Below are 17,462 nucleotides of genomic sequence, written 5' to 3' on the forward strand. Positions count from 1 at the left end.
TAAAATGGCTAAATCAAAAGAAGAGCACGTTCACGAAGTATTTGAAAGTATTTCTGAAAGCTATGACAAAATGAATGGTGTAATTAGCTTCCAAATGCATGTAGGCTGGCGCAACGATACGATGAAGCGCATGGCTGTCAAGCCTGGATCGAAAGCGCTAGATGTTTGTTGTGGCACAGCTGACTGGACAATTGCACTAGCTGAAGCAGTTGGAGAAAGTGGCGAAGTTAAGGGACTGGATTTCAGTCATAACATGCTGCAAGTGGGCGAAAAAAAAATAACGCCTTACCCACAAATTGAACTGATACAAGGAAATGCAATGGAATTACCATTTCCAGACAATACATTTGATTATGTGACGATTGGTTTTGGTCTACGCAATGTTCCTGATTATTTACAAGTGTTAAAAGAAATGAATCGTGTTGTAAAACCGGGGGGCATGGTTGTATGTTTAGAAACATCTCAATCAGAAATACCTGGCTATCGACAACTATTCCGTTTTTATTTTAAATATATTATGCCGATATTTGGTAAAATTTTTGCGAAAAGTTATAAAGAGTATTCTTGGTTACAGGAATCTGCAAATGATTTCCCAGGTATGAAGAAGCTAGCGGCAATGTTTGAACAGGCAGGTTTAGAAAAAGTAACGTACAAAGCATACAGTGGCGGTGCTGCGGCAATGCATATGGGCTTTAAAAAGGTACGTTAATGGGGGAAGGTTTTCAAGCGTGGAAAAGATGAAGTTAAAACTACTCTATTCCGATTTGAAGTCAGATATTGATATCATCGAACAAGAATTAGAAAAAGCGGTGAATTCGTCTTCGCATTTAATTAACGATGCTTCTCTCCATTTATTACAAGCTGGTGGCAAACGAATCCGACCAATCTTTGTGTTGCTTGGCGCAAAATTTGGCGATTATGATATCGAAAAGATGAAAAATGTGGCTGTGCCTTTAGAGCTCATTCACATGGCGTCGCTAGTGCATGATGATGTGATTGATGATTCCGATATGCGACGAGGACGTCCAACTGTCAAATCCCAATGGAATAACAGAGTAGCAATGTACACGGGCGATTTTATTTTTGCACGTGCACTTGAGTACATCACAAAGCTAGAGGATCCACTTGTTCATCAAATTTTGGCACGTACAATGGTAGAAATTTGCAATGGCGAAGTGATACAAATTGAGGACAAGTTTAGATTGGATCAGGGCTTAAAGGATTACTTCAGACGTATTAAACGAAAAACGGCATTACTTATTTCTTCAAGTTGTGAGATTGGTGCAGTGGCAGCAGGTGTTGATGCAAAAACAGTAAGCCATTTGAAACGCTTTGGCTACTTTGTTGGTATGAGCTTTCAAATAATCGATGATGTATTAGATATTATGGCGACAGATAAAGAATTAGGGAAGCCAGCAGGTAGTGACTTATTGCAAGGCAATATTACCTTGCCGATTTTGTTATTAAAAGATGATCCACAAATGCAACCTTACTTAGCAAAAGTGTTTGCAGGAACATTAACGGAGCTTGAGCGCCAAAATATGTTGCAATATGTGCGTAAATCTGACGCAATTACACAAGCTAATAAAATGAGTGATAAGTATTTGAAAAAAGCTTTACAAGAAATAGATGCTTTACCAAAACATCCAATTAAGAAAAAGCTTCGTGACATCGCTTTGTTTATGGGCAAGCGTAAATTCTAGCTTTTTGTTGTGCTAAAGCTTATTTTTTGTTAATATTTATCGGTAGGTGTAAAACCTGTTAGACGAATTTAAGGAGTGTTTTAAACATGGCAATCGAAAAAACTTTTTTAATGGTTAAGCCTGATGGCGTAGAACGACAAGTAGTAGGTGACATCGTTGACCGTTTTGAACGTCGCGGTTTTGTATTAAAAGGCGCTAAATTAATGGTAATTCCTCAAGAATTAGCTGAAAAACACTATGCTGAGCATGCTGAACGTCCATTCTTCGGTGAATTAGTAGACTTCATCACTTCTGGTCCAGTATTCGCTATGGTATGGGAAGGCGAAAACGTAATCAAACTTGCACGTACAATGATGGGTGCTACGAAACCAGAAGAATCTAACCCAGGTACAATCCGTGGTGACTACGCTACAACTGTATCTCACAACATCATCCACGGTTCTGACTCTCTTGCATCTGCAGAGCGCGAAATCGGTTTATTCTTCGGTGAAGATTTAGTTTAATTCGCACTTCTTAAGAAGCGTAGCGAAAAAAACTACGAATAGAACTCAATAAAAAAATCATCTATTTTTCGATGTGACTTTTACCTTCTAACAAAAAAATGTTAGGGGGTTTTTTGTTTGTCAAAATCTCTCAATAAAGTGAAGAACGCAAACATTGATTTAAGCTTTTTGACTAGCAAAACTGAAATAGAACCAAAGAAAGCAATGGTGAAAAAAATCAATAACTCAATAATTAAAATGGATTCTTTTGATGAGTTGGACAACAAAATATAAATTCAATACGCGACACAAATTTTAAATCAACAGTGGTGACTAAGTGGATTAAGACCAAGGACAATTGATAGGTATAACTATAATTTTAAGCGTTTTGTTGAGGTAACCGAAGTTGAATATCTACATAAAATTAATAATGAAAAATTGATCAATATTTGTGAAGGACATTTCTTTATATGGTCGTTTAAGCCGTTTTAAGCAAGTGTTACGATAATGGCTGGATATACTTAAAGTTTTGCACAAACATCAAAATAAAAGTAAATTCAAGCGTTAAGGAAGCTGCTACAGAAAAAGAGTTAGCATTAGTGTTATTGCTTTTGGATAAATCAACCATGGGGTTGCGTTTGATTTTATATTTAAACATTATTATCGTTATCGACCTGATAAATAATTTCTTCAGTATTTAAACATATGAAGAAAGATTCCCTCAATTCAGTTGAATTAATGGGTGTGTAGAAGTGCGAGATTATAAAACAGATTATGATGAGATTGCGGTAGCCTATCATTAAGTTGGTGTGCTTTTCTATATGAATAAGATTAATGAATAAATATAAAGCGACAAAGCGAACACAGGCTCATGGTGGTAATAAGGCGTGTAACAAAGTGCTATTCTTTCAACTTTGAGTCAGCCAGCTTACAACAACAATGGTAGCAAGCTTATAGAGTCCTTTAACGAACTTGCAAGAGTTGATAGATTTTGCTTGGGCTTGTTTCAATGGACGTTAGGAAGCTTACCTATTTCATAACAATCACTATGTACAAACTTTTCACCGAATTAAAATTAAACAATATATGTTTGAGCTATCATTTATCATTCTACTATGTTAAATTAAGGAATAAATGACTAATACCTCTATCTCAAATATTGGGTTTATGATAACATATATTTGAATCTTTTAACTTTAAATACTTATGAAAGGAAGTGTAATAATCATATATGAAAAAGATATTGAAACCATTGATTAGTGTTATTGCCATTGGAACCCTCTCTCTATCTATAAACATCGATAAAAATGTATTCGCTAATAATATTGCAAATACATGTGCGTATAATTCGACATCGAAAGTAAACCTTGATTATTCCACAATGAACTGTTTGTTAACTGAAACAGCACTGAAATATGATGTTCCTCCTGAAATTGTGAAGGCAATAGCGGAAGGTGAAAGTGGAAATTGGCGTCATTTTGATAAGAATGGTGAAGCAATTGTGACAGCTGATAATGGAATAGGCATTATGCAAATTACAAATCAAGCAGGCTACAACCAAGATAGACTAAAAAGCGATATTGTCTATAATATTCAAGCTGGTGTAGAGACGCTAGATAATATGTTTAAGCGAAAGGATTTACCTAGCATCAACGGTGGAGAAAGAGATGTACTGGAACATTGGTACTTCGCTATCATGGCTTATAACGGTACTAAGCCAGTAAATAGTCCAATTGTTCAAGCAACTGGTGAAAGAAATACCAATGCCTATCAAGAAAGAATTCTCAGTATTATTAATAAATTGGAATTAATAGACTTAACAGAGCTGCCTTTTTCACGTGAACATTTTCAATATGACTCTAACAGCAGGGAAAATATTAAATTTTCAACGATGAACTATGACTTTGATTTACCATTAACAAAATCTAAGTATTATTTTGAAAAAAATCAAAAGGTTAGTGCAATAACGAATGTAACAATTAGGACAAGACCTACTACGGATAGTCCTTCTTTGGGTACTTTACGTGAAGGTGAAATTGTTACCATTACAGGTCCTTTTGAATATGAAAAAGTATCAATGAAGAAAAACCATTTTGTGTGGTATCCTGTGAAAAGAAGTGACGGGACAGAGGGCTATGTAGCATCAAGTTATTTAAACTACTCAGCTGCAACACCAACACCTCCAGTAACACCGCCCACAACGGGCAACGTTGATGTATCAAAGTTTGCTGATTACAATGCAAACCAATACTGGGCTGAGGATTTTAAGTGGGCAGTCAACATCGGTATCATCAGTGGATACCCAAATGTGAAAAACCCATCAACAGGTAAGTACGAAAACTTACTTAAACCGTACACGAACTTAACGGAAAACCAAATGTTATCTATCCTATTCCGTTACTTCAAACCATCAGAACTAGCTTTAACGAAAGCTAATACTTCATGGTATGGAGACGTAAACTACCAACTGGCTACAAAATACTCTCTACCTGTCCTAGGTGCAAACACAGCATCCAAACAAGCCATTGCAGGGAAGGATATCACACGAGGTAACTTCGCTCGTATCTTAGCTTCAATGCATTATGGTAAGACCGTATCTCAGTCAGAGGCTATTAAATTCCTTCGTGATAATGGTTTAACAACTACTAAAACAAATGAAGAGTTTAAACCAAATGATTCTCTAGCAAGAGCGCACACAGTGGCATTCTTCCACCGTTACGAACAAATATTTAATAACTAAATTGCTACTTACAAGTGAAAAGGTGACTATAAAATTTTATTTATCTATAATTATTTTTACAACAACAGAATATAATGTTACACATTATGATTGTTCAAGACGGTACCCAAAAGGGTTTCGTCTTTTTATTTTATTAGCACTTTTCTTCCTATTCCACAATCGGGCCATATTGTTGAATAACGTTCTTTTATGAAATGCGCCAAACGAAGGTTTGAAATTTTAAAGTCCACCTAAATAAAATCTTAATGATTAAATACTCTTTGAAAAACGATTCGATTTTGTCTTTCACCTACATAATTTTTGATAACCTTCCTTGAAATTTGGTTGCCTCATAGAAATCAATAGCTCCTGCATTTATAGATGTAGTTATATAATGTATTTTAAAAGAAGAGAATACTAGATGAATGTTGGATAAAATACGCCCTAAACGTCCACTGAAGAATGCTAGCTCATCTTGATTTGCTTTCGAAATAGCGTACATTTTTTCACCTAATGGATATATCACAAAAATCGTTAGTGGGACTGGAATGAGTAACAGCAGTATCATTTTCCAGTCAATCCATAGCAAAAAAACAACGGCACCAAGAATTGCGAAAAGCCCTGATACAAAGGACACGACTGCTCAGTCACAAATTCCTTCAAGACATTTGTATCCTGCGTAATCCGACTCATCGTTTCGCCTGATTCATGCGCATCATAATACGATAAACGTAAATGTAGCATATGGTCCCACACTTCTGTACGTAAATTTGCGACAACCTTTTCACCTAAGCGACGCATCATATAAAACGGAACAGCACTTAATATCGCCTGTACAATTAAAATTGCAATGACTGGTAGTAGCGACTTCACTGCAAAGCCAGATGCTGAAATTTGATTAATCAGCTTCATCGTTAGCAATGATACAGCAAGCCCTGCTTAAGCTAATGATAACTAAAAACACTAATCGACCCTTCGCAATTTAACTGCGATTCATCAGTGTCCAAAGCTGTGACACCTTGCCCTGCATTACGTTTCACTACTCGCTTTCGTCATAACCTTTTCAAAACGGAAAAACTCATATTCTTCATCAGATTCAGGCTCTTCACCTTCAACGTTCGGACCTGGATTTCCTCGGTGATAGAATTCTACAATGTGAAATCCACACTTATTCACGTAAAAATGAATATTACGTTTTTCAAAGTACGGTGTGTGTAGTTCCCATACTTTCGTCTCTGGGAACGCTGCTTCTATTGTCTGCCACACCTTTGTCCCAAGACCTTTGCCGTGTGCATTAGCCTTTGTATAAAGGAAGTCCACTTCGTTTCGCTGCGTGTCGTTATTAATTTTTAAGACAACCCCACCGATTCTTTCGCCGTTTTGAACAAGTTGGCGCACGACCGACTCATTTGCAGTAAGCGAATGCTCGAAATCCTCATCAGACGGGAGTAGTCCCATTTCAGTTGGTTTTTGTGCCTCAAATAAACTATCTTGTAACCCTTTCATGAACGCCTCTTGTAATTCTTCTTTAAATATTGTTAGCTCTTCTTTCAGTACAGGTGCTAATGTTATTTGTTCTTGTGTTGTCATTTATATAAATCCTTTCTATCTTTGATTAAAAAATTCGCCCGATTGTTAGAAACAGTAGACTCCATAGGAAAGCACTTATCCCTGCATATAACATGTATTTTTTTAGAGATATATACGACATCCCACAAAGATACCCTGCAACGTGTCGCATACCAGGAATAAAATAGCTCACAATGATGGCAGGGGCGCCGTATTTTTCAATCCAGTTCGCCACATTACTATTCCATTTCCGAGATAGTCTAAACCATTTCCCAAGCCAATCCAGCAACGGACGGCCAATCTTATTACCAAGTACATAGCTCACCAACATACCAATAAGGGAGCCACTAAACACCGCTAACAGTGAAAAGCTATAATGTAATAAGCCGATTTTCGTAAAATAACCGACAAGTAATACCATCAATTCATCAGGAATCGGTAGGCTAAATAGTCCGAGAGCAAGTATAATAAATATTGCTGTATACCCATAGTTTTCAATTAACTGATCAATGAACGTCATGAACTTCTTCCTCATTTTTCTTTATTTTCTTAAAGTGAGGGAATTTCAGATGGCTCACCATTAACCAAGCAAGAAAACATGTACTTACTGCTAATAACCTCGGTGACATAAACGATGTACCTAAAAATAACCCAATGGCTGCTACTGGAACAGGTAGTCCGACAAACGTTGGTAAATTATTTTGCATCACATTAAATCGGGCTAAGCGAAGCACCGCACCGATACTATAAAGCAGAGCAACTCCTAAACCAAATTGCCCAAACTGTGTTAAAACAAGTTGATATGCTAAAATCGCTGGTGCAACCCCAAATGTCACAATATCTGAAAGTGAATCTAACTCTTTTCCAAAGGAGGAAACAGCATTCAATTTTCGTGCTGTCCATCCATCGAATAAATCAAATAATAAGCCTAAACTAATACAGGCAATTGCAATATCAAATTTTTGTTCAAAAACGGCGTATATCGCTAGTACCCCACAAGCGAAGTTACAAAGTGTCAGCATCGTAGGTAATAGCTGCTGTCGCATCAAACCATCTCCTCTCTTACTTTAAGACAGTGAATCCAACCCTTACGTAAGTTATGGCTTGTCTCATGTATAATTTCGTGTTAACTTCACAACAAATAGTGTAAAGTGTGGATTGACTCCAGAGTAAAGAAAGAAGTGAAAAGTAATGAAAAAAACGACCGAAAAAACATTTTCCACTGGCGAGTTTGCCAAGCTGCTTGAAATTAACAAGGATACGTTACTGTATTACGATAAAATTGATTTATTTAAACCAGCAGGAACTCACAATAATGGTTATCGTTATTACACGTTTGAACAGTTCGAACAATTCGTAGCCATTCAGTCACTACGTGCAGTTGAGCTACCGATTAAAGAACTCAAAACGTATTTTGATGCACCTAATATCCAATCGTTACAACAACTAGCAATGGAACAGTACGAAAAAGTCGCATTAGAAATTCAAAAATTGGAAGATATTCAGTTTTTCCTTGAACGTACAGTTGCCCTAACAAAGGAGATGGGGGAAATTTCATTCGGTGAAGTCTTAGTGAAGCAATTACCAGCCGAACCCGTTGTGTATAGCGAGGAGAAAATAGATTGGACGGTATCAATGGAACAACTGTATGAACAATCTAGCCAATTTTTAAAAAGGCTCGGCGTTAAAAGTACGGCGGCATACGGTGTAGTTTATCCGAAAGAAGACTTTATGAAGGTACGACCTGCAGTAAAAAGCTACCTCTTTTGTCGCCTAAACGACTCTTCAGCGAAAATGAAGCCAGCAGGATATTATGCAATCATTTATCATCAAGGAACTTATGAAGAAATCGCAGTAACGTATGATACGTTACTCAATTATTTGGAAAAGGCGCAATTCAAATTGGACAGTGATATATACGAGGAATATTTCCTACATTCCATTGCAGCAAAAGAAGAAAAGGATTATATTACAAAAATTAGTGTAAAAGTAAAATCGCGTGAGGTGAGTTAGCAACGTCTTTAAAGTTTGTTATACGTTACGTCTATCTTGATGGATAGGCGTTTTTTTTCACCCCTCAAAAAAAATCTTGAAACACCCTTTACTCTAGAGTTACTCCATACTTTACACTCACGATTAGTCGTTATCATAACGACCGATACTTTTTTACTGGAGGCACAAAAATGACACAAAAGTTTACCCCCTTACCCGAAAAAAGTCGAACAATTTCTATTGATGTTCTACGAGGATTTGCATTACTTGGAATTTTGCTAGTCAATATGCCTACATTCCATAGTCCGTTTCTTTACTTAGATTCATTTACATATTGGCCAAGTAAAATGGATAAATTTTTTCAAGGAATCGTTGACTTATTTGCACAAGCCAATTTTTACCCACTGTTTGCCTTTTTATTTGGCTACGGGGCAATGATTATTGCAGACCGTTCACAAGTAAAAGGGATTTATTTCCCTGCTTTTTTTGCACGTAGACTAGCAATCCTATTAATAATTGGCTGTATACATGCCTTTCTTATTTGGAATGGTGATATTTTAATCACGTATGCTATTACAGGTTTTTTCTTTATTTTGTTTTATCGACTAAGTGGTCAAATGTTGTTACGTGTTGGCGTTGTGATTTACTGTATTCCCGTTTTATTTACAACGTTTTTATCAATGCACTCTCAAGAACATTTTAGTGAAAATGTAGATGCTGTTCAGACATCAATTCAAAACTATAGCAGTGGTAGTGTTTTAGAAATTTTAAAACAGCGGGCTACTGATTGGGCATATATGAATTTAGAAATGAGTGCTGTTACACTTGGAATTGGTGTTTTAGGACTTATGTTATTAGGTGCGGCATTTGCGAAGTTACGATGGCTTGTTGATGTCGACAACCACAAACGCTTATTGATTGGTTTACTAATAACTGGACTTATTTTTGGACTTGGTGCGAGAATAGCATCTTCCTTTTATATGGATAGCCTGTTCCTTGTGATCATGCAAGAGCAATTTAGTGGTGCATTCATCGCATTATTTTACATGATAGTGATTGTATTATCGACACAAACGACAATTGGGCAAAAGCTATTAAAACCATTCGCGAATGTGGGACGTCTATCGATGAGTAATTATCTACTTCAGTCTATTGCCATGACGTTCATTTTTTATAGCTACGGATTGGGTCTATACGGCAGTATTTCCTATACAGCTGGCTTTGTCTTAGTATTTGCGTTCTTTATCTTTCAAACACTTTTAAGTAAATGGTGGATGACACGCTTCCAATACGGGCCTATTGAATACATTTGGCGTTGGGGGACATATGGGCAAAAGCCAACGTTCAAAAAACAAAAAATGCCTTATTAACTTAAATTATGTAATATAGCGATTCAAGGTAAGATGACGATAAAACATATTCAATTCTATGTTTATCGTCTTTCACATTATTTGAGTAATTTTAAAAAATCCTGATATAAAATATACCTAACTTGAAGTTAATTCTGTCTATTATAATGATGTTGATTTTATTGAAATGGAAGTTTATAAAGGCAGGGTTACTTAGGGGCTTTAGCAAAAAAAAACGTTATTCCACAATCGGACGCGATTCTGTAACAAGAATCAGAGCTCATATTCATTAGAGGGCAATTTGTAAAATGTGCAGTCTTTTAACAAATCTAAATGAGAAAGATTGCAAAATAAAATAGTACGCCACTAAATTAAAGCATTTAGTAATGTGCATTTTTATTAAAAGTGTAACATTATAAGCTAAACACTATTAAATAAGACTTTATGTACAATTACTTGTACTTAATCTTACAGAATGGTCATCTTTTCTTTTTTATGTTTAATAAATCCTTTCTTGACACACTTGGAGAAAGCATAACAATGGAAGGCGCTATAATAAGTGACAAAATAGCTATTGAAAGACATATGAATTTACAAACTTTCCATCTGTTTTGGCTGTGAGTGCAATCCTTATAAGCTATAACTTTTTTTGGATAAATGCTATAATATTCAGATAATTTGTTGCTAGTAAATAGTTTCATAAAGCGGTATATATTTTCTAGCAAGCAAATAAACTTAAACGTAATGCATTAAGGGGAATGACAGAAACGTTTTAGAAAAGGGGTAGTGATATGAGAGAAGTAGTAATAGTAGCAGCTGTTCGTACCGCAGTTGGACGTAGTAAAGGCGCTTTAAAGGATGTACGTGCAGATGATTTAGCAGCAGATGTATTACAAGAAGTAGTAAAGCGTGCAGGGATTGACAAGGGTCAAGTGGAGGATGTTATTTTCGGCTGTGTGACACAATCAGGTGAGCAAGGTGCAAATATTGCCCGCACAGCGTTATTAATGGCAGGCTTCCCAGAGAAAGTTCCTGGCGTCACGATTGATCGACAATGCGGTTCTAGCCAGCAAGCTGTGCATTTTGGCGCACAAGCTATCTTAGCAGGTGATATGGATACTGTCATTGCTGGTGGTGTAGAAAGTATGACAAGGGTGCCAATGTTTTCAAATATGCAGAGTGCCCATAAAGGCAAACGCTTACAAGAAAATTATACGATTATTCATCAAGGGCTATCAGCTGAGAAAATGGCGGCAAAATGGCAATTTTCAAAAGACCATTTAAATCATTTTGCTTATGAAAGTCATAGGCGAGCTTTAGCAGCCATTGAGGCAGGTCTTTTTCAACAGGAAATCATGCCTGTCCATCTCACACAAGAAGACGGAACGGTTACCATATTTAATGTCGATGAAGAGCCTCGAGCAGATACAACGATGGAACGATTAAATAACTTAAAAACCGTCTTTCAAGAGCAAGGGGTTATTACAGCCGGTAATGCAAGCCAAATGAGTGATGGGGCATCGGCTGTCGTGCTGATGTCGTTAGAAAAAGCACAAGAGCTTGGCATTCAACCGCTTGCAAAAATTGTTACACGCGTTGTGGTAGGCTCTGATCCGACGCTTATGCTTACGGGTCCAATTGAAGCTACAAGACAAGCCTTGAAACGTGCAGGACTGACAATTGAAGAGATAGATACGTATGAAGTCAACGAAGCCTTTGCTCCTGTGCCACTTGCTTGGTTACATGATATCGGTGCAGACCCAGCAAAGCTAAATCCAGATGGTGGTGCTATTGCTTTAGGGCATCCATTAGGAGCAACGGGTACGAAGTTGTTAACGACAATGGTATATCGGATGCAACGTGAAAATTTACGCTATGGCCTCATTGCTATATGTGAGGGTATGGGTATGGCAAATGCCACAATTATTGAAAAAATGTAAAGGGGTTGTGTGGGATGAAATGTCATGAAGTTGTAGCGATTGTAACAGGTGGTGCATCAGGTTTAGGGGAGGCAACTGTCCGGAAAATTGTTGGAGAAGGTGGTAAAGCTGTTATTTTTGATGTCAATGATGAGAGAGGGCAGACACTTGTGCAAGAATTAGGTGATAATGTCCGCTATGTTCGTGTTGATGTGACACAGGAAGCGGATGTGGCAGCGGGCATTGAACATGCGATAGCAACATTTGGACTGATTAATGTAGCTGTTAACTGTGCAGGGATTGCGGATGCGAGTAAAGTCATTTCAAAACGAGGTGTCCATGCACTTGAGTTATTTTCGAAAGTGATAGCTGTCAATTTAATTGGGACATTTAACGTTATTCGTCTTGCAGCCGAACAAATGCAGCATAATAAGCCTGATGAAGATGGGCAGCGAGGCGTTATGATTAATACAGCATCTGTGGCTGCATTTGATGGTCAAATTGGACAAGCGGCTTATAGTGCCTCAAAGGGTGGAGTAGCGGCGATGACATTGCCAATTGCGCGCGAGCTTGCAGAGTTAGGAATACGAGTAATGACGATCGCGCCTGGGCTAATTGAAACGCCGATGTTTGCGTCGCTAGCTGAACCAGCTCGTACAGCACTAGCAACTATGACACCGTTTCCTAAACGTCTTGGCAAACCATCCGAATATGCATTGCTTGTAGAAAGTATTATTCATAATGTTATGCTTAATGGCGAGGTCATTCGCCTTGATGGTGCGATACGCATGCAACCGAAATAATAAAATTGAAGTACTTATGATGTAAATGAATAGTCGTCGATAAAAACAAATGTTTTGTAGCAGCGGTCAGCTTCGGTTTAATTAGGGCGTGATAAACGTCAGGATAATGAAAGGGAGCGATGTTATGCATATGATGGATACACCTTTACTACTGACAAGTTTTTTAAGTCGGGCAGAACGATTCTTTCATGCGAAGAAAATCTATTCGCGTACAAGCCCTACAACGATTCATGAGTTTACTTATAAAGAGTTTGCTATTCGTACTCGTAAATTAGCGGATGCTTTAACAACACTAGGCATGGACCGAGGTATAAAAGTGGGTACTTTTGCTTGGAATCATCATCGTCACTTAGAGGCATATTTTGCCGTACCGTGTGCTGGTGCAGTACTGCATATGATTAATATTCGCTTGACGCCTGAGCATATCGTGTATGTGATAAATCATGCAGAAGATGAAATTTTACTTATTGATGAAAATCTAGTTCCTGTCATTGCACCAATCGTGTCTAAGCTTAAAACAGTGAAGTATTTTATTGTTATGGGGGATGCAGTGGAATTGCAAAACTCGCCATTACCCAATGCGCTGTCTTATGAAGACCTACTTGCAGAGGCAAGTGGTGATTTTGAATTTCCAGACGATATAGAGGAGAATGCACCTGCTGGCATGTGCTATACAAGTGCAACAACAGGTATGCCAAAGGGTGTTGTCTATACACATCGGAGCATTGTTCTTCATAGCATTACAGCTGGGCTGTCTGATAGCATCGCGATATGTGAACGTGATGTCGTGTTACCGGTCGTCCCAATGTTTCATGCCAATGCTTGGGGCTTACCGTTTGCTAGCGTGTTATTTGGGGCTACTCAAGTACTACCTGGACCGATGTTTACACCGCAGCTATTAGCGGATTTAATTGAACAGTACAAAGTAACATTAACAGCGGGCGTTCCAACGATTTGGCTTGGTGTGTTACAAGCGCAACGTCAACAACCACGTGATTTATCGTCGTTACGTTCGATTATTTGTGGTGGCTCTGCATCGCCCATTGGTCTTGTGCGCGGTTTTGAAGAAGAACAAAAAATTCCGTATTTTACGGGCTACGGTATGACCGAGACATCACCACTTGTTAGCTTATCGACCTACTTATCACATATGGAACACTATACGACAGACGAAAAAATGCACGTTCGCACAACGCAAGGGATCACGATGCCACTTCTTGATATGCGAATCGTTAATGAACATGGTGAGGTACCGTGGGACGGCAAGACGATGGGAGAAATCACAATAAGAGTCTTGGATTGCTAGTGAATATTATAAAGATGAGCGCACGGCAGAAGCATTTAAAGATGGGTGGCTATATACTGGAGATATTGCGGTGATGACCCCTGATGGCTATATTAAAATTACAGATCGTACAAAAGACTTGATTAAGAGTGGTGGGGAATGGATTTCATCTGTGGAGCTTGAAAATGCCTTAATGACACATCCGAAAGTGTTTGAAGCGGCCGTGGTGACCATTCCACATGAGAAATGGTTGGAACGTCCGCTGGCATGTGTCGTTCCTAAGCCTGAATATAAAGATTCCATTACGAAGGAGGAACTGCTCGATAGTTTGCGTACACAGTTCCATAAAACGTGGATTCCCGATGATGTTGTTTTTTTAGATGAAGTGCCGAAAACATCCGTTGGTAAATTTATGAAAGCTAAGTTAAGGGAACATTTAAAAGATTATCGTGTGAAAATTTAACAGTTATATTAATATGGTAATAGACTGGAGCTGGGACATAACTCAAAAAATTTAAGAAACAGACGAAAGGTGTTCATAATTTTTTGCTATATGGAGAACTTAGCTATTCATGCTCTTGCAATAAAAAAATTAGAAGTGTTCACTAGTTGTTGGTAGCGGAGGTGGTGACTCCTGCTCAGAACAGCACACAATGTAAGACGCTGGCATTCCGAGCGTTAGCGAGGGTTGTGGCTTACTGTGCTGAGAGGAAAGCACCGCCGTAGCGGACAACAACGGCATAGCGAAAAAGTGTTGGATTGATTGCAGTCAATCTAACACTTTTTCTCTTTTGATGCCTTTTATTGCATTGGATGCTGTGTTGAGAGAAAACGCGTGATGTCTATAACAAAAGACGTGTGTTTTTCCTCGAACTAGTTTTTCCATTGTTGATTAATTAGAAAATGGATGGAGTACACTTAAAAAAGGAAACTATTTGCTTGTTTTATCGTATAATCTTTATAGATAATCTTTATAGATAGGAGGAAGAGAAATTATGGAAATCGCTATTGTTGCTATTATTGGCGGCATTATGGTCGCTTTGGCTGGGATATTTACTGATGCGCGTACGAAGGGACAAAAACTTAAATTAAAGACAATCGAACAAGAAGTGGAATTAGAGAAGCTAAGATTGGAATCATATACAAAAGAAACCGAAAAACTGCGACTAGAATTGGAACATTCGAAAGTGCTACTATTAGAAGAGAAGAAAAATACAACGAGGTAACTTTGAATACACATGAAAGACTATTTCAGTAAAGGCATTTTTCCGCTATAATGGAAATACGACGCTAGAGGGGAAGATGACCGTATGTCAGATTATGAACAATTTGTAGAAGGTATTAAGCGCAAAACAGGTATTGATTTAGCGTTATATAAAGAAGCGCAAATGAAAAGACGATTAACTTCACTCTATGAGAAAAAGGGATATCGTAATTTTGTTGATTTTTTTAAGGCTCTTGAACAAGATCGCGATTTAATGAATGAATTTCTAGATCGAATGACCATTAATGTTTCGGAGTTTTATCGAAATGGAAAGCGCTGGGAAGTATTGCAAAAGAAAATTTTTCCAAAGTTATTGCAATCCAATAAGCGTTTGAAAATTTGGAGTGCTGCCTGTTCTACTGGGGAAGAACCTTATTCATTAGCAATGGTATTATCACAATTAGTACCGTTATCGCAAATTCAAATAATCGCCACAGATTTAGATGAAAATGTTATTCAAAAAGCTAAATTGGGCGTCTATCCAGAGCGTTCTTTAGCAGAGGTTCCAAAAGATATTCAGGCGAAGTATTTTGAGCAAGAGGGAAGCTTCTACCGAGTGAAAGATGAAATTAAACGTTGTGTGACCTTTAAAAAGCATAATTTGCTTAACGATCATTATGATGCCAATTATGATCTGATCGTGTGCCGCAATGTGATGATTTATTTTACCGAAGAAGCAAAGGATCAAATCTATGCAAACTTCAGTAAAGCATTACGACAAGATGGCATTTTATTTGTCGGCTCAACGGAGCAAATATTTAATCCTTCGCGTTATGAATTTGAGGTAGAGGATACATTCTTCTATCGAAAAAAATAGCAAACTATATGATGAAAAGCATTCGTACAGTGAACAAGATGACTGTCACGTACATAAAATTGCCAAGACACTAGACATAGATGATCGTACGCTTTTCGCTTGTCATAAGCAAAAAGCGTATTTTTTTATTAAGTTCACCATTTTGCTGCCGATAATTTCCAGTAGAATGTGTAGCGTTAGAATAGTTGGATGTGTTACTAGAAAACCTTCTTTTTTTAAATGAATCGTTCAGAATATTCGCATATAATACTGTGCTGTTTATTTGAACGTATTAATAGCAAGGTGGTATGACATTTGTAAAAGGACTGTTTTTTTAGAGAATATATGTTATAGTGAAAAATACATACTTTAGCGAGTTGAAGGGAGAAAGCGTTTATGCGTTATTTAACAGCAGGTGAATCACACGGACCGCAATTAACAACGATAATTGAGGGTTTACCGTCACTTTTACCAATTACAGCAGAGAAAATTAATCATGATTTAAAACGTCGTCAAGGAGGACATGGCCGCGGTCGCCGTATGCAAATTGAGACAGATACAGTAGAAATAGTAGGTGGTGTGCGCCACGGACAAACGCTAGGTTCTCCAGTTGCGCTTGTTGTCACAAATGATGACTGGAAGCATTGGACAAAAATTATGGGGGCCGAACCATTAGCAGAGGATATTAATCCAGAAGATATAAAACGTCAGATTTCACGTCCGCGTCCGGGTCATGCAGATTTAGTAGGCGGCATGAAATATGGGCATCGCGATTTACGCAATGTTTTAGAGCGTTCTTCTGCGCGTGAAACAACTGTCCGCGTAGCTGTTGGTGCTGTTGCTAAAGCATTATTAAATGAGCTTGGTATATCAATTGTGTCACATGTTACAGAAATCGTAGGTATTAAGGCAGACACTTCTGTAATTGAAGGGAAATCAGTAGCAGAAATTCGTACGATTGTTGAAGCAGATCCATGTTACTGTGTAGACCCTGTTGCTTCTGCAAAAATGGTGGAGGCAATCGATGAGGCGAAAAAAGCTGGTGACTCTATCGGTGGTGTTGTTGAAGTAATTGTTGAGGGTATGCCAGCTGGTATTGGCTCTTATGTGCATTACGATCGCAAGCTTGATGCGAAATTAGCGGCAGCTATGTTATCAATTAATGCCTTTAAAGGTGTTGAATTCGGTATTGGCTTTGAAATGGCTCGTCGCAAAGGTTCAGAAGTCCATGACGAAATTATTTGGTCAGAAGAAGAAGGATATACACGTGCAACAAATCGACTTGGTGGCTTAGAAGGCGGTATGTCAACAGGTATGCCAATTGTCGTTCGCGGTGTTATGAAGCCTATTCCAACGCTGTATAAACCTTTGCAAAGTGTTGATATTGAAACAAAAGAACCGTTTAAAGCAAGTGTTGAACGTTCTGATAGCTGTGCAGTACCGGCGGCATCTGTTGTTGCCGAACATGTTATTGCCTGGGAAATAGCAAATGCGATTATGGAGCAATTCCACGGAGATCAATTGCCACAACTACAAGCTCAAATTGAAGAACAACGCCGTTACGCAAAGGAGTTTTGATAT

At 38.0% G+C, this 17,462-nt stretch carries 14 protein-coding genes and 2 pseudogenes; 12 read left to right on the forward strand and 4 right to left on the reverse strand.

Features of this window, described 5'->3' with window-relative positions:
- Window positions 1-4 precede the first annotated feature (4 nt).
- The 4 genes from LO754_RS07235 to LO754_RS07250 all read left to right on the forward strand — a co-directional run bounded on the left by LO754_RS07235 (window position 5) and on the right by LO754_RS07250 (window position 4,925).
- Window positions 5-709: a demethylmenaquinone methyltransferase gene (locus LO754_RS07235; protein ID WP_024364286.1), complete on the forward strand. Its 705-nt coding sequence runs from the start codon at window positions 5-7 to the stop codon at window positions 707-709.
- 19 nt (window positions 710-728) lie between these two features.
- Window positions 729-1,703 carry a heptaprenyl diphosphate synthase component II gene (gene hepT, locus LO754_RS07240; RefSeq protein WP_024364285.1) on the forward strand — a complete coding sequence of 325 codons (975 nt, stop codon included), beginning with the start codon at window positions 729-731 and terminating at the stop codon, window positions 1,701-1,703.
- Window positions 1,704-1,789: 86 nt separating this feature from the next.
- A complete protein-coding gene (ndk, locus tag LO754_RS07245; protein WP_024364284.1) occupies window positions 1,790-2,206 on the forward strand; it encodes a nucleoside-diphosphate kinase in 417 nt (138 codons plus the stop codon).
- Window positions 2,207-3,416: 1,210 nt separating this feature from the next.
- On the forward strand, window positions 3,417-4,925 hold the full coding sequence (locus LO754_RS07250; RefSeq protein ID WP_231785902.1) for an SH3 domain-containing protein: 1,509 nt from the start codon (window positions 3,417-3,419) through the stop codon (window positions 4,923-4,925).
- A gap of 289 nt (window positions 4,926-5,214) precedes the next feature.
- Here the strand turns inward: LO754_RS07250 and LO754_RS23695 are convergent.
- The 4 genes and pseudogenes from LO754_RS23695 to pssA form a co-directional block, all read right to left on the reverse strand.
- A pseudogene (locus tag LO754_RS23695) lies at window positions 5,215-5,816 on the reverse strand (ABC transporter transmembrane domain-containing protein).
- A gap of 117 nt (window positions 5,817-5,933) precedes the next feature.
- Window positions 5,934-6,494: a GNAT family N-acetyltransferase gene (locus LO754_RS07265; protein WP_024364280.1), complete on the reverse strand. Its 561-nt coding sequence runs from the start codon at window positions 6,492-6,494 to the stop codon at window positions 5,934-5,936.
- A gap of 25 nt (window positions 6,495-6,519) precedes the next feature.
- Entirely contained in the window at window positions 6,520-6,993 is a 474-nt protein-coding gene (locus LO754_RS07270) for a DedA family protein (RefSeq protein ID WP_231785904.1), read from the reverse strand.
- Window positions 6,980-7,519, reverse strand: coding sequence for a CDP-diacylglycerol--serine O-phosphatidyltransferase (gene pssA, locus LO754_RS07275; protein ID WP_024364279.1), 540 nt, complete (start codon window positions 7,517-7,519; stop codon window positions 6,980-6,982). Before pssA ends, LO754_RS07270 begins: the two co-directional genes overlap by 14 nt.
- Before the next feature lie 145 nt (window positions 7,520-7,664).
- Here pssA and LO754_RS07280 point away from each other — a divergent pair, with 145 nt between their 5' ends.
- The 8 genes and pseudogenes from LO754_RS07280 to aroC all read left to right on the forward strand — a co-directional run bounded on the left by LO754_RS07280 (window position 7,665) and on the right by aroC (window position 17,459).
- Window positions 7,665-8,486, forward strand: a complete 822-nt coding sequence (locus tag LO754_RS07280; protein WP_029747405.1) for a MerR family transcriptional regulator — start codon at window positions 7,665-7,667, stop codon at window positions 8,484-8,486.
- A gap of 170 nt (window positions 8,487-8,656) precedes the next feature.
- Complete coding sequence (locus LO754_RS07285) at window positions 8,657-9,835, forward strand: DUF418 domain-containing protein (protein WP_024364278.1); 1,179 nt, start codon at window positions 8,657-8,659, stop codon at window positions 9,833-9,835.
- A 770-nt stretch (window positions 9,836-10,605) separates the two neighbouring features.
- Entirely contained in the window at window positions 10,606-11,754 is a 1,149-nt protein-coding gene (locus LO754_RS07290; protein WP_231785905.1) for a thiolase family protein, read from the forward strand.
- 14 nt (window positions 11,755-11,768) lie between these two features.
- Entirely contained in the window at window positions 11,769-12,536 is a 768-nt protein-coding gene (locus LO754_RS07295) for a 3-hydroxyacyl-CoA dehydrogenase (protein WP_024364276.1), read from the forward strand.
- A 124-nt stretch (window positions 12,537-12,660) separates the two neighbouring features.
- A pseudogene (locus LO754_RS07300) lies at window positions 12,661-14,284 on the forward strand (long-chain fatty acid--CoA ligase).
- Window positions 14,285-14,816: 532 nt separating this feature from the next.
- The gene (locus tag LO754_RS07305; RefSeq protein ID WP_024364274.1) at window positions 14,817-15,047 is read left to right on the forward strand and encodes a hypothetical protein; all 231 of its coding nucleotides are present in this window, start codon (window positions 14,817-14,819) and stop codon (window positions 15,045-15,047) included.
- A gap of 84 nt (window positions 15,048-15,131) precedes the next feature.
- Entirely contained in the window at window positions 15,132-15,902 is a 771-nt protein-coding gene (locus LO754_RS07310) for a CheR family methyltransferase (protein WP_024364273.1), read from the forward strand.
- Between the two features lie 375 nt (window positions 15,903-16,277).
- Entirely contained in the window at window positions 16,278-17,459 is a 1,182-nt protein-coding gene (gene aroC, locus LO754_RS07315; protein ID WP_024364272.1) for a chorismate synthase, read from the forward strand.
- Window positions 17,460-17,462: the final 3 nt, after the last annotated feature.

Origin of the sequence: Lysinibacillus sp. GJ-1 (assembly GCF_021166035.1) — a bacterium.
Lineage (GTDB): Bacteria > Bacillota > Bacilli > Bacillales_A > Planococcaceae > Lysinibacillus > Lysinibacillus sphaericus.

What these genes read in the sequence shown, in the direction of transcription:
- LO754_RS07235 (WP_024364286.1), top strand. Translation starts at nt 5, where the DNA reads ATGGCTAAATCAAAAGAAGAGCACGTTCACGAAGTATTTGAAAGTATT.
- ndk (WP_024364284.1), top strand. Translation starts at nt 1,790, where the DNA reads ATGGCAATCGAAAAAACTTTTTTAATGGTTAAGCCTGATGGCGTAGAA.
- LO754_RS07250 (WP_231785902.1), top strand. Translation starts at nt 3,417, where the DNA reads ATGAAAAAGATATTGAAACCATTGATTAGTGTTATTGCCATTGGAACC.
- LO754_RS07265 (WP_024364280.1), bottom strand. Translation starts at nt 6,494, where the DNA reads ATGACAACACAAGAACAAATAACATTAGCACCTGTACTGAAAGAAGAG.
- LO754_RS07270 (WP_231785904.1), bottom strand. Translation starts at nt 6,993, where the DNA reads ATGACGTTCATTGATCAGTTAATTGAAAACTATGGGTATACAGCAATA.
- pssA (WP_024364279.1), bottom strand. Translation starts at nt 7,519, where the DNA reads ATGCGACAGCAGCTATTACCTACGATGCTGACACTTTGTAACTTCGCT.
- LO754_RS07280 (WP_029747405.1), top strand. Translation starts at nt 7,665, where the DNA reads ATGAAAAAAACGACCGAAAAAACATTTTCCACTGGCGAGTTTGCCAAG.
- LO754_RS07285 (WP_024364278.1), top strand. Translation starts at nt 8,657, where the DNA reads ATGACACAAAAGTTTACCCCCTTACCCGAAAAAAGTCGAACAATTTCT.
- LO754_RS07290 (WP_231785905.1), top strand. Translation starts at nt 10,606, where the DNA reads ATGAGAGAAGTAGTAATAGTAGCAGCTGTTCGTACCGCAGTTGGACGT.
- LO754_RS07295 (WP_024364276.1), top strand. Translation starts at nt 11,769, where the DNA reads ATGAAATGTCATGAAGTTGTAGCGATTGTAACAGGTGGTGCATCAGGT.
- LO754_RS07305 (WP_024364274.1), top strand. Translation starts at nt 14,817, where the DNA reads ATGGAAATCGCTATTGTTGCTATTATTGGCGGCATTATGGTCGCTTTG.
- LO754_RS07310 (WP_024364273.1), top strand. Translation starts at nt 15,132, where the DNA reads ATGTCAGATTATGAACAATTTGTAGAAGGTATTAAGCGCAAAACAGGT.
- aroC (WP_024364272.1), top strand. Translation starts at nt 16,278, where the DNA reads ATGCGTTATTTAACAGCAGGTGAATCACACGGACCGCAATTAACAACG.